Below are 15,481 nucleotides of genomic sequence, written 5' to 3' on the forward strand. Positions count from 1 at the left end.
CTACAGGCGCGGCATGCAACTGACGATACAAATGAGGGCGGAAATATGCGATGCGTGACCGGCGATTCAGCCTTGCTTCACGCTCGCCTGGATGTGATGCGTAGCAATCGGGGAGATCAGGGCTCGCTGCACACGAAGTTGTTCGCGTTGTTCAGATTGCCCTTGCCCAGATAGCGCGGAAACATCGGATAGCGGCACAGCGGGCGCGAGCGTCCGTTGGTGGCTGCGGCGATATCGGTGGCGAGCAGCGTCTCCGGCGCGATGCCGCGCGTGACCCAGTTGTCGAGCGCGCCGAGCAGATCGACGGAAGGAATGAACACGCCGCTGCCGTGCTGGAAGCCCGGCACCATGTACAGACGCATAAATGCGTTCACGGTTTCGTCGCCGTACTGATCGACGAGCCGGTCGTAGTACGCGATGGTCTGGCTCGGGCTGATGACTTCGTCGGCGAGGCCCTGCATCGTGATCAGCTTGCCGCCCTTTGCGATGAAGCGGCTCAGGTCCGGATTCATCGCGCCGATCGTCTGCGACAGCGCGACGACCTGCTTCTGATACTTGCCCGGATGAAGCACGTCGAATTTCATCGAATCGAACGTCGCGTCCTGCGCGACGAAATAGCGGATATAGCCGTCGCCTTGCGCGAACAGATAGCCGTTGCCGCCGAACGTCGGCGACGTCTGGCGCACGGGGTCGTGGCCGAGTCCGAGCACGCCCGTGAAGCGCGTGCCCTGGAAGACGTTGTAGCCGCGATAGCCGCTCACGTCGTAGGCGAGCTTGTACGGCAGGCTCAGTCCGTCGCGCAGCACGAGCAGCGTCGAGAGTTGCGCGTCGCTGAGACAGCCGCCTTCTTGCGCGTATGAGGTGCCGCGGTGGCAGCGCAGCGCATCGATGATTTCCGCTTCATGTCTGCGGCATTCGACGACATCGCTGACGATGCCATCCGAGGCGCCGTCGAGCTTGTCGCAGACTTCAAGCGTCTTCTGGTACACGCGCTCGAGCAGCGCGGGCGGAACGAAACCGCCGGGCTTCGCGTATTCGGCCTGGCCGACGCGCACGCCGATCAGCCGCACGCCCGAGAAGTTCAGCGCGGGCGAATCGGCGATCACGCCATCGTAGTCGTCCGGGAAGCGCTGCATCACCGTGTAGCCTTCGCGCCCGCCCGTCGAACCGCCCGCGAAGTACATGCGCCCCGGCGGATGGCCGTACATGCGCATGATCACGGCGAGCGCCGCGTCGTGCGTCTTCTTCAGATGCGCGTAGCCGAAGTTCACGACGGCTTCGTCGACGAGACCGAATACTGCGAGCGCCGAATTGCCGACGTGTCCCGAGTCGTCGCCGAAAGTCACGTAGCCTTGCGCGAGCGGCGCGCGTACCGGCGAGAACGGCATCACGCCGATACCCGTCACGACAAAGCCGTTGTAGCCGCCGCCGCCCACCTGCAATGCGCGGCCGTTCCAGTTCTTCGGCAGATTCACGTCGAAGCGGATGTCGGGCGTCGTGCCTTTGATCGCACGAATGACGCCCGTGATCCGGCAAAAGTCGCCTGCGCCGTTGCCGGGCGTTTGCGCGGAGATCATCGTCGCCGATTCGATGTGCGCGCCGTGCGTGGGCAACGCGATCGAGTCAGCGTCGATCCAGATGCCGCCGAGGTCCGTGCAGCGAGTGGCGAATGGCGGTTCGTTCTGTTTCTGCGCCGGGGGCTGTCCGGCCGGCGAGGCGTTGTTCGTTGCGATGGCGGCCGCCAATGCCGATTGCGCGCTGTAGACGATCGCGTAAAGAAGCGCCGCGCGTGCGAGCCCGAGCGCCGCACGCGGCCATGCGATACCGCGCTTCATCGGCAATCGGCTCCTGGGACAGCCGCGCGCGACTGCGTCGGCCCCTTCCATTCGTTCCAGATGCGCGCGAGCAGCAGCACGGCGATGATCGCGACGAGATCGCCCGCGAACGCGGCGAGTCCGTGACTCAGGCCGTGGATGTCGCGCGGCGTCGCCGTATCGACGATCAGCGAAATCAGCGTGCCGCCGACGAAACAGACGAGGCCCGTCTGGCCGACCTTGATGACGGCGGGCATCCGGTGCGCGAGTTTCGCGATGTGGCCCGTGCGGACGAGCACGGCGGCGATCCAGGCAATGGCAAGGAAGTTGATCACGCGTTCAATCGACAGGTTCTGTTTCAGATGGCCGGGCAGCGGCTGCGTCAGAACGAAAAGCCTGACGATGGCGAAGGCTAGCACGGCGGCGATGGCTATACCGGTGAGCCAGCGGCCCGTTTTCGACAACTGGAAGCGGTCGGACACCGGCTGCACACGGCACAGGATACCGATGACGAACATCAGTTGCCAGGCAAAGGGATTGAAGGACCAGTTGCTGACATCGTCGATCGCGAAGAACTTCGCCAGTGGAATGGCGAGCGCCCACATCGTGAGGCTCAGGGTCAGGGCCGATACCGCCGATTTTCGCGCGAGCGGCACGATGTAGGGGACCGTGATCGCGAAGAGCACATACATCGGCAGGACGCTGGACAGATAGGGCTGGCGCTTGAGGGTGGCGATGTTGAAGGCCTCCCTGATTGGCGCCGATGAGAAAGATGACCAGTCTGTCAGGTCGACCATCGGGCGATTCAGATGCAGGAACTGAAGGATCGCGCCCGAGAGCAGCGTGAGTAGCGCTGTCAGCAGATAGGCACGGTAGATTTCCCAGCATCGCTTATAGAAGCGGTTTTGGGCGGATTTTTGGCCCTTTTTGGCCAGCACGGCATTGTAGGCTGCTGCGGATGCATAGCCTCCGAGGCAGACGAAAACTTCGGCTGAATCGCATAAGGCGTACGCATGCAGCATCAGGTGCTGCAGGACGCCGCCCGGAATGTGGTCCAGCACGATCACGATCAGCACGATCCCTCGGAAGAAATCCACTTCGATCGAGCGTGAGGTGCGGGTTTGCATTCGAGGGCTCGGTTGGGGCTTGCTCGTGCTCTACTAAGTTGGAGGCGCGACGGGGACTTTGCTCACGACGGCTTTTACAACGCCGCGCGCCGCGCGCGTCGGGGTTTACGTGCAGTAGGAACTGTTTTGATTCAGAACGTTCCCGGGTTTACCCGTTGTTGTGAGAATGAATTGCAGAAGGAAGGGAGTTGAAACTTTTGAGGTTGCGAACGCGTGTTTCCGGGCGGGTTTGGTGGTGATGTTTCTGGATGCGTGAGTTCGTGCGTCGGGAATGCGCAGGCGTTCTTCTATCAACGTCGTTCGTTTGGCAAACTCCCTAGTTCCTCAGCGATGCCCGACAAGCTCGGCTGCGGTTTGCTGGTGTTCATCAGCTATTGCTCATCTCTTTCGGGTTTTTTTATTCGTGCAATTCTCCGTGCATGGGCTGACATCGGGTTCATACGGCGGAGGAGGATCGAACAACTGGCTGGAGCCCGTACAAACTCTATATCCGCGTATTTTGATCGAGCATGTTGCCCCCATAGTTGCCCCCAAGGCTCCTTTCCGGTCATCGGCACAACTGCATAGCGCTGCTCCGTCGGCCCCGGGTTCGGGCCGTGCCCGCAGCGAAGCGCGCAGGCGAGTTACTGCGCGGTCGAGCGCTTGCGCGCGGAATTGCCGGGCCGTATGCACGAACGGATCATCGAGGAAACCAGAGCTTCACAATCCAAAAGAACTGGCCTATCCCAACCAAACCATTGAATGGTGTTGACGAGCTCAATGTCCGGAAATACAATCCGCAAGCAGTCTAAACAAGGCAACACCAGAGGAATTGTATGAGGGTGACCATCGAGCTTCCGGAGACCATAGTGGGCGACGTTCTGCAACTGTTGGACGACGAATATGAGGTGTTCGACGAGCGCAACCCGTTTGACGACGCCGTTAAGCAACTGCTTGTGGGCGCGCTCGAAGCGCGCAGGAAGGTCGCGTTCACGGAAGAAGAAGTTGATGCGCTCGTTGCAGTGATGTTGCAATCCGCCCTCAAGGGCCAGAACGGTACGACGTTCCAAACGAACCAAATTTACGCGTCGGCCACGGGCAACCAGTGGACCAAGATTGAACCCTCGGTTCGCAAGTCGATCGGTAAGCGCTTCCGTGCCGCAGTCGAGGCGCACGCGAAGACCGCCGACGAGGGCGACGCCGTCATCACCCTTTTGGCCCGGAACATCAACAACGCTGCGGTGTATGAGCGTTCGACGATCCCGCGCCACGAATTGCCTTGAATCGCAACAAACATTAACCAAAGCGGAGGAGAAACATGAGTACACAAATGGCCGACCCGCACCAAGGCATGCTTTCGTTCGAGGCTGGCCTGCGCTCGGGAATACTCGAGATCGGTCCCGTTCCCGGTTGCGCAAATTTATACAGCCACTTTGACCGACCGGCACCTGGCGTTAATCGGTTGACCTATGCTCGACTGCAACGTGATCTGCGGACCGTCGAAGCTTTCGTCTCCTGCATCATGAATGGCGAGGTCGACGGTTTCCCATGTGTTGCTCTCGGTTACGCGGTACCGGAGGCATTCCGCCGTCTGGGATACGCGAAGCAGATCCTGCGGGAAGTTATTAGGGACCAGGTCCGCCAAGCTGGCGAAAACCGCATTAGCCAGATCTACGTCGAAGCGGTGATCGATGTTACGAATCTGTCTTCGCAGCGAGTAGCCGAAGCCGTCCTGAATGCTCCGCGAGAAAGCATTACGGACGCTCACTCGGGGCGTGATGCATATCGTTACACGGCCCGTTTCGAGACCGCTACGGGTCGGCAATTGTGAACACTGGCTGACGGTCATTCGCCGTGCGGCGCGCCCGTGCCTTTCTGAAACTCCCTGTCATTCAATGCCGGGGCCGCCCGGTTCGCGCAGACTGCGTGAAAACTGTCATCGTTGCCACAATAAATGTGTCAAGTGACGACACCAGCAACTCAAAGGCGCCCAATTTCGCGATGTCCTGGTGCCGCATGTAGCACCGTCGTCCTTCCGGCTGCCAAGAAGCTCGCCTTTGGTCGATTACAGGTCAGGGAGCTTCCGCTGCCCGGCAGCAATGGACCTGGGATGGACGGCCAGCGTCGTCGATCCCGCTCGAACAGGACACACGAAGAAGAATGTCGCCGTTGCCTGAATGATTCGATCGCAGAGAGAGAGCCAGTTCAAAGCAAATCTAAACAGCTCATCACGCGCATTACGGGAGAATACGGATGCCTGTCCGGCCGCATACAACGAAGTCACGAAGCCACTGGTGGGTTAGCGACCCAGCTGAGCGTTTTTGGTTGGAAGCAACTGATAGGGCTGACATTGGAGCCGATCTGAGGGCGCCCCTCACCGACTCCAGCGGCCGCGATAACTGGCGCTATTCCCTGCTTAAGGAGGCACAGATTGGGGATAGCGTTCTGCACTACAACAAGAGCCCTGGAGTTGGCGGCATAGTCGGCTGGTCACGAATCGCTGCTCCTCCACACGATGCGCCCATAGTGTGGGCAGCGCGGGGGACGTTTGCGCGAGCAAGAGGGGACGATCCAATAGCTCGGCCCGGCTATTTGATTCCACTATCAGATTTTCATCAACTCCCGCGGACATTGACGCTCGAGGTATTGAGAAAGAGCGCACCAGCTTTAAGGCAGCTCGTAGATGGCGTGTACGCCCGCCACGGCAAGAAGACGTCGCTATATTTTCCATTCGATGTGTCAGGCGTGCGCGATTTGCGACTGCTGCAGGGCTACGGCTTCAAGTTGCCGAAGCACTTTCTGGACATGTTCCCTGAGCTGTCCAGCGTGCCGCGCGATGGGCCTCTCCCACTCGCAGCCAACGACGCTGACACGAATGCATTCGATCCTGGAGGGGTCGAAGACGCCCGCGAACGGGTCACACGCGGAATTAAGATTAGGCGTGGTCAAAAGAACTTTAGAGACGCGTTGCTGGCCGCATATGGTGGTCGCTGCGCAATCACGGGATGCAACGTTCAGGACGTGCTAGAGGCGGCGCATATCACACCCTACCTCGGTCCAGAGACTAACCACGTAACCAACGGGCTCTTACTGCGCGCAGACCTTCACACGCTGCTTGACTGCGGCTTGGTTGGAATCGACCCAGCTACCAGACAAGTGCTCCTAGCGCCGTCACTTCGCACCTCTGTGAATTATGGACATCTACATGGACAATCCTTGAGGTGCGCGAGCCCGGTATCAGCTTCTCCTAGCATTAAGGCGCTTGAAGCCGCCGTGCTCTCCTTAGCTTGGATGACCGAAACGGTCGACAAGCGGCAAACGACTATGCGTAGCCGGATTTCTCTTGGATTTCGAGAGCGGTCGTAGCAGCTGCAGCGACCCAGATGGCGGCTCCGGGTCCGATGTATGCCACCCGGACCGCTTTGACGCGCAACGCACGGCTTTCTTGAAGGTCAGCTAACACGTTAGAGTACGACAGGCTTTATGTTCACAACGGATTTTCTTTCCTTGAGATCTATGTCAAAAGCAAAAAAGAACAAGCAGAGAGGCGGCAAGCAATCTCATCCTCTCCCATCACTTCTGCAAGATCTGTTGCAGCGTAGCAATGCCGGAGCCAACGGAGGCCAGCCAGCACGGAAACTTGAACTAGCGCTTGAAGACTTTGCAATGTCCGGGGGCCTCCTAGGTACCTCGGTGCCGGATTATCAGGGGTTTTCTATTTGGCTTAACCAATTGGCAAGCAGCGACCCGGCCATGCAGCTCGTGTTTAATAGAACCGCCAATGGTGGCGACTTCAGTTCGATTACCGTAAGTGTTTTGGAGGAAATGCGCAAGCTCGGAAGAAAATATCGGGATGCGCTTGAGAGCCATAGAGGTGACGCAGGAATAAAACAGCTACGGATATTCAACAAGTTAAAGCTCATCACTCATATTCTTAATTCATCGCCGCGTGGTACTGACTTCGCCGCAGCGATGGAGAGGGAGGTGCCTGCTGTGTTGGATGAGCATCTATCCATGAGCACTCAGGCTGATCTCAGATTGCGTCTTTTCGCGGCGACACAACGCAAAGAATGGAGGACAGCTTTCAAAATTATTGGCGCTCTGAAAGAAGAAGCCCACCATCCTGGTGAGCTCGAATTCCTAGAAGCAATGGCTCTGTTTCACTCGGACGACCTCAATAAGTGCATCTCGTACGCGTCGAAAGTTGGTCCAAATCACATCGATTATAGAGCTGCAAAGGCATTGCAGCTCGAATGTCTCGCTTACTGCGGAAGAGTGGCGCAGTTGGTCGAGCTGGTTGAGGAAGTCGGGGCATCAACTATTTCACCAATGTTCTTTCGGTATCTGGGTCAACTTTTGGCATTGAACGCCCCAGACCCAGAGAACGCATTGAAGGATATGAACGATAGGGCGATTGCCATGAAGTGGCAGTTGAGTACCATCTCGAACGAAAGTGATCCGTTCTTTATCGGATTCAATCGTCACTCATGTGCCGTTGCATTGCGGTTCGCGGAGTGGCTGGAGGCCCACGACGTCGCCATGAATTTGTCGCGTGACAACGAACAGGACGACAATCTCGCACCGGACTCTATGGCCTCGCGTCTGCAGCTTGCACTCTGCGCGTTCGATCCTGACTTTGCAGTGACGCTAGTGTCAGCTCCTCGAGGGCAAAGGTATATACCGATCGTAAAGCGATTGATGAACGTAGGCTATGAGAGCCAACTTGCCGACTATGCACAGGCGTTGGAAACTCAGTGGAGGTTGGGCGGTATAGTGCCATTTGTTGACAACATTGCGAGAATGCTGCCTATGCTGCGCGGCGAGCCCGTTCCAGCGGCTCTTGTGGGCCTAACACAGACGGCATATGTAGAGGCGGCATCGCGCAAGCTGCCAGCGGAAACCGCAATCATGTCTGCGTTGTCCTCTTCAGGAATTGACTGCAGCACCACTTTGACCAAAGACGTTCAGCATAACCGTATGATTAGCGTCCTAAGCCCGATGAGCAAGCTATCTTATACATGGGCCGAGTCAGCGTTGGAAGCTGCTGAGCAGAGCGATTCGTTTGAAGGCGACGCGGGAATGATTGCCCTAGGGTTCTTCCGTATTCTTGAGCATGAACTGAACGATCTTTTAATCGCACCGTTCAGATCCTCACCCTCGGTGCAGATGGAAATCGAGGTACTGTGGGCTCGTGTAGGCGAAGCTCTAAGCAATGAAGACACCTCATTGTCCAAGAAGGTTGCCGACAAGCGAAAAAAGGCGCATGTATTTTGGACTCAGCTTATCGAGCGTCTGGTCCCGGTCTTAGAGGGGAAGCTATCTGGCCTTGAACTTGGCTCGTTGAGAATTTTTCTGGGGAAAGCGAGCTCTATTTCTGGAGATGATCTTGAGGTCAAGCAATACTTTGCATCCAAGCTCTGTTCAAACCTTAATTCCGCCGGAAGAGCGGCACTTATGAATGGCGATATTGCCAAATTTATAGAGCAGTCAGCCGTGGAGAAATTCCGTAATCCCCCGGCCCATTCTCGTTTTGTCTCACTCGCAACAGCGCGGAAGTGCAAAGACCACGTAGATAGGTGCTTAGCTGGTCTTGCACAGTGGAGGATCTCACCGCAATCACACTGAATCGGCGCCGAACGTCCGGTTTCGGAGATGGCGAACGGCCGAAACAGGGTCGTTAGCAGTCTATCAGTCGCGGAGGAGCCATCTCGCTGACCGACAAAGCACCCGAGGTGCGCGGCGGATCAAAATAGCGCATGCCATCAGAGAAGTTCAAGGGTTACGTGAATCGGGCACTCAAGCTTGGTGAGCACGCCACGCGGAATCCTTCTCGCGTTAGGGGCCTTTCCGATTATGTGCTTCGCACTGTGGGACGCCACTCATCGTAGCAAGCTATGAGAACCAGCGCATTCTACATCGCGCGTGTACCTTGGCTTCCCCCTCGGTCTTGGACTATGCTCAATCCATCCGACGCAACGGAGTGCGAGAGAGCGTAGGTTCTCACGGATGCTGTCCGCACCAGGCAGCGCACACTCCGGCGTCCGAGGTCTCCAATCGGCTCCTCCGCCGAGCTTTTTAACCCGCGGGGCATGATGCGGGCCTCGCTCTTCGATCGGGAGAATGAGGATGAGCGTCACGATCAACCGTGTGTACTTCACCTCGCAGTCAGGAAAGCTGCGGATAGTTGGACGGCACCAGCTACACGTTCCCGTCGCGCCGTCACCAATGATTAGCGGAAAGTGCGCTTCGCTTGCGAACGCAGGTAACTGTGTCACTCATCCTCTTTCCGAGTCTGTGCAAATGCTCACGCCGACCGGATGGGTATCCGTCGCGGACATTAAGATAGGCGACGTTGTCGCAACACCGGGCAGTGCGAACTGTACCGGGATGTGGTCTGCCGCAACAAATACGACTCCTCGATTTCTGAGCATCTTTGTGCCCCTAAGCGCCTGACACCGTGGCAACACGATCAGGGCGTTGCCAAAGAGCTAACACCGAGGGTGAGTTAGCCGCGTCAACGCTGGGACGCCAGAGAGCGGCTGATTGTGTTCATGCGAGGATGAAGATGAAATATCTTTGGAACCGCTACGTCGACCACCCGGTAGCGAAGAAGATTGCGGAATTGATCCGACAGCAGCCGACTCAATGGCGGATTGATGCGCCGCGCAGGTACACGCTGGATCACGCATCCGGGCTGAAGGTGTGGATCGCAAACGGCTGGCCGTTCTGTGCCGTCTACGAGCCCGAAAAGCTTAAGCTCGGAGTCATCGGACAGACCCGGGTTTGGCTCGCAGCATGGGCTTGGTTGCGAAAATACGCTCCCGCCGAGCCCAAGCGCGATGCGTTTTGGCGGCGCTCCCGCGCTATTTCCGACCTCATTGACAAAGATGGTGCGGATCACTGACCCAACAATGACCTATGGGTTTGCCATGCATCATTGAATCCTGCCCCTTCAATTCCGTCGTCCACAGACGACGACAGAAATGGCGCGGAGCCTGGTGCGGCAGCGAACGCTGCTTCTTTTTCTGTCGTAGTCTGTGTCGTAATCTCTGTATACGATTGCTTGCCAGCATGCAATGGGTTGTCTGGAATCACGCAATCGGTGCCTGCTATCAAGCAACGACCCGCCGTTTTTCCGTCCTCCGCCCCTGATTGCTTGCTATCAAGCACCAGCTGTTGCACATTAGGGCGCATTGGCATCGCAAAACGCGGGTAGTTGTCAACCTAAGTGGACGGACCCTCCGGCGCTCCGTATATCTCATCAGGACGCCGCGAATGATCTGCGTGAGCCCAAGGCCTCGTGCAATCAATTGCACCAGCGAAGGAGTGAGGAGCCACCTAACGGCCCTGCAGGCGTATCTTTTTGAATGGCAGTACCTACCGACCCGACGGGGGGCGAGCTAGACCTCAGCGATCGACAGGCAGCGCGACGATTTTGACGAAACCCTCACCGAGTCGCCGCTTGATGCTTCGAAATTCAACGTTGTATCTGGGAAAAGCACTTGCATTGCCGGTGTAACCACATCTCAGATTGCTGTCTGTGGTCGAGGCAAGACGTTCTTAAGCAAGACTGGCTCCCGCAATCACAGAACACCGTAAGCATGGCGTCGACATTCGACGGCATTGCAATCAAATTGCAGACACCCTAGCACGAGTACTATGGCCCAATAGATCAGGGTAGTGCATCCGCATGAGGAACTGCGATCGATAGCGTGCCCACAGGAGTTGACAGGCCGGCAACTGTCACGGCGTGACGGCTCCTGATCGGTATCGCTCGCTTTTCGACATTCACATCGCAACCAAACCGCAAAGAACGACCGCCTCGAAAGCATCCTGGAAGGTTGCAACGCATCCGGGCGCAAGATACGATTTTCCTGTCTCATCCGATCCCGTTGGGGGCGCTAGCGCGCTACACGTTTAAGGGATCGCCCGTGATGGGCAATGAGGCATCCGGGCGCTCGTGCTCTCCCTGATGAGATTTCGGTCGCCGGGTTTTTATCAACCGAGCTGGGCCCAATTGTTGCGCCGCATGCTCTCAGGGAGGCCGAAGAAATGTCATTAACTATAAATCGCAGTGTTGATGAAACTGAACCCGCTAAGAAGAGGAAATCCGGACATACTACACCGAAGGCTCCGCACATTTCGCTGCACGAACCGGGGTTCATCCGGGTAGCGCATTTCCAAGCACTGCTCGGCGATCTTTCGCATTCAGCTTTCTATGCAAGGCTGAAACTCAAGCGGATTCCGCCTCCCGATGGCCGTGATCCGCGGCCTTACTGGAGAACGTCAACGGTCAGAGACTTCTTGCAGCAACAGTGAAAGTAATGTGCCGCGCAGTTGCTTGGCGCGGCACACTAAGTACGCAACGCATATCGTCGCTCAATAGCACATGCCAGTGTGCACCTCAAGCCGTCAACGCCAGCGTCCGTGCATTCAATTGCAGGATATGTCCGGATGCCTTCGTTCCCGCCCTTGCATAAGACGTGCTCCAATAATATGAGCGCGACGGCGAATCGCCATTTTTGGTGCCGAAAGCCTGATCATAAAGCTACGCTCAAGAAAGCGTGAGGGCGCTTTTCTACACCGTTCATCTCCGGCAACTGACTGCAATCATGCTGACGCGACGCGGCCATCCTCATGTCCATCGAGGCTACTCTCAGTCCAACATTGGCGCGCCTTCCCGTTAGCCGCGAATCAACGTCGCAGCACAAGTCTCTTGCCTCGTCTTTTTGCATTAAAGAGTCGACCTCTTTTTTTTGACAAAATCACAAAATCCACCTCCTTTCACTAATCTTAACAATATATCTGCATTCCTCATTTTCTATTACATACCCGATACAAGGATTCAAAGAGTGAGGTATCATTGTTCCGTTCGGCTTGGCACCCGAATCTAGAGAGAATTGGTTTTGCTGTAACTGAACCCCGTCGAGGATTTCGATTGGGGCTTGTGTACGGCAACTTGTCTATGATCTTCTCAATTCTCTCTGGACCGGTTGCCGTGGCTCGCCAAGCCCAAGCCCCAATCAAAGTGCTTTACGGGGTTTTTGCGCGCGCGTCGAACCGGATCGGCTATAGCGGGGATAACCAGCCAGGTAGTCGGGTTTCGAGATTGGGGCCAACTAGGCGCAAGGGCCATTGGTGGGGGTGATAGCGGCATCGCGTGAGTTAGGGCAGCAACGAAGATGATCACGGCACCAGCGCGCATCTGAACGCGTGGGGTATGGCGAAAGCTCCGGGGTCAGAATTTACGTGGTGTGTCGCACCGGCAGAACCATAGCGGGGCGCGGAACGAAGCGCGTTCAAGTCTGCTGACTCGTGACGACTTCTCTCGAGAGCACGAGACGGAACTCAGGTTGAAACCTGTACCGTAATCACCCGAGCTTTCCTCGTTTAGCGAGGATCGCTTGGGATGGTTATGTCGAAATCTAGGTTGAATGTAAGGTTTTGGGTTTTAAAAAGAAGAAAAAAAGGTGTTGCCGCCGAGGCGCAAGCCGAGGGAACTCGGAGCGAAGCGGAGAGCGGCTGGGGTTGCGCGAAGCGCTGGGGTTGCGCGAAGCGCTGGGGTTGCGCGAAGCGCTGGGGTTGCGCGAAGCGCTGGGGTTTGACGTTTAGGTTCGGGCAAAGGCATCCTCCAACCATCGTCAGGTGACCACGGCTCAGCTTATCCCTTGTATGCATTTAGTTATCCTGCAATCAATTGCAACGGTTCCGCGAAACCTTTCCACCGCTCCCTTTGAATCAGGCGATCCTGCGTTAGTCGGCTGCCAGCCAAACCGCTATCAGCCATTCGCGGAATTTCAGGCGATACCCGATGTGTGGCGAGCGGGTGATCGGGGTAGATGTTCTTGTTCGTGAATCATCGCCGCAAAAGTTTTTCCAGGGGCCCAGGCACGGATTACGGCGGACCAAGAACCGGCTCAACAACAGCGCGTACCGGCGCTTTGCGGACAGCAGCCACGCGGGCTCCGCCACTGCCGCTAGCAACGTGGAGTCCGAGCCGCTGCAATTGATTGCAATCGCGGCGAGCGTTCCGGAGCTCCGCGTTACTCACATGATGTTGATCCCCGCCGGACACGGCCCTGTTGCGCCGGACAACTGGCAGCCGGCACGTGACGTTCAACCGAACTGCGTCGACCCGCTGTCGAGGGACCCAGAGCACACAATTCTGACCTTGAAGCTGTCGCTCTCGGGGCCGCTATTGCCCACCCCGCCACATCGGTTGGCCGGCGCACAGAAGCAAGCGTCCGCCGCGACGAGAATTGTGTCGTGACAGAAAACGTGCGGAAGAGGTATGGCTGTTCGCAAGATCTGCTCGCTACGCGACGAATCAATCCTCGCAACTCACAAGTGGCCATGTCTGGTCACCCTTTGGTTCATTGATCGTTGCGGCTGTCACGCGACACTGTTGGCTCCATGGTTGGCGGCAACTAGGCAATCAATGTTGCAATTAATTGCACTGGAACGCGTCCTATCCGCGTTGGCCTACGTTCTGGCGTCTATCATTTCACTGATATGGAGATCTTTCGCATGAAGATCTATCGCGGACCCAGCTGCAGCGATTTCACAGAACACGAACTCGTTGACGAGAAAACCCCTGGGCGAAGACGTGCGTTCGTCCTCAGGAACCTTTCACATTCGCATGAATGCAAGCAAGGCGGGAGCTGAGGAGCGGAGATCGGGTAGTGACGCTCGTGGTAGACCACCATGATATAGACGTCCTTCACGCCCGTCTCAATCTTGAACGTGAAAAGGAGCGTAAATGCCTTCGCGAGCAGACACGCATACTTCACAGCACAATGAATCAGATCTTCGAAAAAGCGGCTCTCTTTTTGAGGGATGCGGAAGGTAGGAGCGACATCGGAATTGTTGAAGAGATAAAGCGAGTGTCGAATGCTGCCCTGAAAGAGTACTATCGTGTAGCTGTGACTGAGATCTCTTGACTCACGTGTGCCGAGAGTATTGGTTACTCATAACGCATAACAGCTCACTGAACATGCGAATTGCATCGCTGCTTCGCACCGGGAACGCGGCCATAGCACCGCTTGAGAAGACCAGATATCGTAGAGTCGCGCGTCGGCCCAAATCATGGTTTCAGCCAGGCTGTTATCCATAACCATGCTGCAATCAATTGCAGCGCCCCTCCCATATCCTGGCCACGCTCGAGCTGTGGCACGGTTTTCAACCGGCTCCGCAAAATGTCGTCCCCTGCCGGGGCCTTGGAGACAGAAGTATGGCAACCAGACTATCGCGGTCCCGCGAACTCGCGGTCAAGGTCATTTTTGCTGCCTTCCAGATCCTCCAGGAGCGTGGGGGCGAGCTGGCCGGGCGGGAAGTCATTGCGGAAATAGAAACTCGTGTGTCGCTCGATGATTGGGCAACCGAGACCTACGAGAAGTCTGGTTACGTGCGTTGGCAATCGATCCTGCATTTCTACAGCATCCCCTGTATCAAGGCGGGCTTTCTTCTCAAGAAGAAGGGCGTCTGGTACCTGACAAAGGAGGGGGAGCAGGCGCTCAAGCTCGGTGACGTGGGCCTCCTGAACGCGGCAGTGGAGGCCTATCGCATCTGGCGTGAGAAGAATCAGCCGTCTGTTGAGCCCACGAACGAAACCGAGGTAACCGACGTCGGCGAACAGGCCCAGGAAGCGACGATCCACGAAATGGAGCAGCTTGCCGCCGAGGGTCTGAAGAAGCAGATTTCGCTGAAAAACCCTTACGAGTTTCAGGACCTTGTTGCAGCACTGCTGCGCGGAATGGGCTACTTCACACCGTTTGTCGCACCCGCGGGCAAAGACGGCGGCGTAGACATCATTGCTTACCGTGATCCCCTCGGAACGGTCTCGCCTCGGATCAAGGTGCAGGTCAAGCAGCGCCCGGACACGGCGGCGAAGGTCCAGGAAGTGCGTGAGCTGATGGGGCTGCTTCAGAAGGATGGCGATGTCGGCATCTTCGTGTCTTCGGGTAGCTTCACGCCCGACGCGAAAGCTGCGGCGCGCAATTCACACGCCCATGTTGAGTTGATCGACCTCGACAGACTCATCGCATTGTGGCAACAGTTCTATCCGCAGATTGCCGAAGATGACAAGGCGATGTTGCCACTGACGCCGATCTACTTCTACGCCCCATCGGTCTAAAAAGAAAGTTAAAGCCAATGAAAAGAACTGATTGCTGATGCAGGTATTGGACGTGCGAGCATCCGGATCATTGATGGTGCCGAGTTCAATGCGGGCAAGCGGTCCCAACCGTAGAAAGTCCTACATCGGAATGCGTCGGCCGCCGGGGCTTAGTCACCTGCGCCAATACGTCGAAAATTTGGGCCAAACTTGGCCGTTTCAATGCCTCGCGCGCCTGCTTGCGGGTTCGAACGACCCATGAAGAATTCGCGCCGTGACGCGTTCTACATGTAGACACGTAGAGCTTCGCTGTTCAAGGTGGCAATCAACGAGCGCGCTCCCGGATTGCAATCAATTGCAACCGGAGACACCCCGTGGAGAACGGCGTCGCTCATTCCGGTCTCGTGCTTCTTCTTGCCGGCGTCGATCGCTTCGAGCTCAGCCATAAC

General features: G+C 56.9%; 10 protein-coding genes. 7 read left to right on the top strand and 3 right to left on the bottom strand.

Translation table 11 applies throughout. From position 1 onward, the window contains the following. Positions 1 to 116: 116 nt before the first annotated feature. A complete protein-coding gene (locus tag BN2476_RS11635) occupies positions 117 to 1,835 on the bottom strand; it encodes a tannase/feruloyl esterase family alpha/beta hydrolase (RefSeq protein ID WP_173819609.1) in 1,719 nt (572 codons plus the stop codon). After that, entirely contained in the window at positions 1,832 to 2,941 is a 1,110-nt protein-coding gene (locus tag BN2476_RS11640) for an OpgC domain-containing protein (RefSeq protein WP_087734286.1), read from the bottom strand. The genes BN2476_RS11635 and BN2476_RS11640 overlap by 4 nt, the downstream gene beginning before the upstream one ends. A gap of 848 nt (positions 2,942 to 3,789) precedes the next feature. On the opposite strand from BN2476_RS11640, the gene BN2476_RS11645 reads away from it, so the two are divergent. The 7 genes from BN2476_RS11645 (at position 3,790) to BN2476_RS11680 (ending at position 15,053) form a co-directional block, all read left to right on the top strand. Then, complete coding sequence (locus BN2476_RS11645; RefSeq protein ID WP_087734287.1) at positions 3,790 to 4,203, top strand: hypothetical protein; 414 nt, start codon at positions 3,790 to 3,792, stop codon at positions 4,201 to 4,203. Between the two features lie 35 nt (positions 4,204 to 4,238). Next, a complete protein-coding gene (locus BN2476_RS11650) occupies positions 4,239 to 4,751 on the top strand; it encodes a GNAT family N-acetyltransferase (RefSeq protein WP_087734288.1) in 513 nt (170 codons plus the stop codon). A gap of 974 nt (positions 4,752 to 5,725) precedes the next feature. Further along, positions 5,726 to 6,286, top strand: a complete 561-nt coding sequence (locus BN2476_RS49690; protein WP_087734343.1) for an HNH endonuclease — start codon at positions 5,726 to 5,728, stop codon at positions 6,284 to 6,286. 117 nt (positions 6,287 to 6,403) lie between these two features. Next, positions 6,404 to 8,545 carry a hypothetical protein gene (locus BN2476_RS11660; RefSeq protein ID WP_143810945.1) on the top strand — a complete coding sequence of 714 codons (2,142 nt, stop codon included), beginning with the start codon at positions 6,404 to 6,406 and terminating at the stop codon, positions 8,543 to 8,545. A gap of 940 nt (positions 8,546 to 9,485) precedes the next feature. Beyond that, the gene (locus tag BN2476_RS11665) at positions 9,486 to 9,824 is read left to right on the top strand and encodes a hypothetical protein (protein ID WP_143810946.1); all 339 of its coding nucleotides are present in this window, start codon (positions 9,486 to 9,488) and stop codon (positions 9,822 to 9,824) included. Positions 9,825 to 13,602: 3,778 nt separating this feature from the next. Then, on the top strand, positions 13,603 to 13,860 hold the full coding sequence (locus BN2476_RS11675; RefSeq protein ID WP_143810947.1) for a hypothetical protein: 258 nt from the start codon (positions 13,603 to 13,605) through the stop codon (positions 13,858 to 13,860). Positions 13,861 to 14,150: 290 nt separating this feature from the next. Next, positions 14,151 to 15,053, top strand: a complete 903-nt coding sequence (locus BN2476_RS11680; RefSeq protein ID WP_087734344.1) for a restriction endonuclease — start codon at positions 14,151 to 14,153, stop codon at positions 15,051 to 15,053. 263 nt (positions 15,054 to 15,316) lie between these two features. On the opposite strand, the gene BN2476_RS46435 is transcribed toward BN2476_RS11680, so the two are convergent. Beyond that, on the bottom strand, positions 15,317 to 15,478 hold the full coding sequence (locus tag BN2476_RS46435) for a hypothetical protein (protein ID WP_160111698.1): 162 nt from the start codon (positions 15,476 to 15,478) through the stop codon (positions 15,317 to 15,319). Between the last annotated feature and the right edge of the window lie 3 nt (positions 15,479 to 15,481).

The sequence above is a fragment of the Paraburkholderia piptadeniae genome, assembly GCF_900007165.1.
Taxonomy (GTDB): Bacteria; Pseudomonadota; Gammaproteobacteria; order Burkholderiales; family Burkholderiaceae; genus Paraburkholderia; species Paraburkholderia piptadeniae.

What these genes read in the sequence shown, in the direction of transcription:
- BN2476_RS11635 (WP_173819609.1), bottom strand. Translation starts at nt 1,835, where the DNA reads ATGAAGCGCGGTATCGCATGGCCGCGTGCGGCGCTCGGGCTCGCACGC.
- BN2476_RS11650 (WP_087734288.1), top strand. Translation starts at nt 4,239, where the DNA reads ATGAGTACACAAATGGCCGACCCGCACCAAGGCATGCTTTCGTTCGAG.
- BN2476_RS11640 (WP_087734286.1), bottom strand. Translation starts at nt 2,941, where the DNA reads ATGCAAACCCGCACCTCACGCTCGATCGAAGTGGATTTCTTCCGAGGG.
- BN2476_RS46435 (WP_160111698.1), bottom strand. Translation starts at nt 15,478, where the DNA reads ATGGCTGAGCTCGAAGCGATCGACGCCGGCAAGAAGAAGCACGAGACC.
- BN2476_RS11665 (WP_143810946.1), top strand. Translation starts at nt 9,486, where the DNA reads ATGAAATATCTTTGGAACCGCTACGTCGACCACCCGGTAGCGAAGAAG.
- BN2476_RS11680 (WP_087734344.1), top strand. Translation starts at nt 14,151, where the DNA reads ATGGCAACCAGACTATCGCGGTCCCGCGAACTCGCGGTCAAGGTCATT.
- BN2476_RS49690 (WP_087734343.1), top strand. Translation starts at nt 5,726, where the DNA reads ATGTTCCCTGAGCTGTCCAGCGTGCCGCGCGATGGGCCTCTCCCACTC.
- BN2476_RS11660 (WP_143810945.1), top strand. Translation starts at nt 6,404, where the DNA reads ATGTTCACAACGGATTTTCTTTCCTTGAGATCTATGTCAAAAGCAAAA.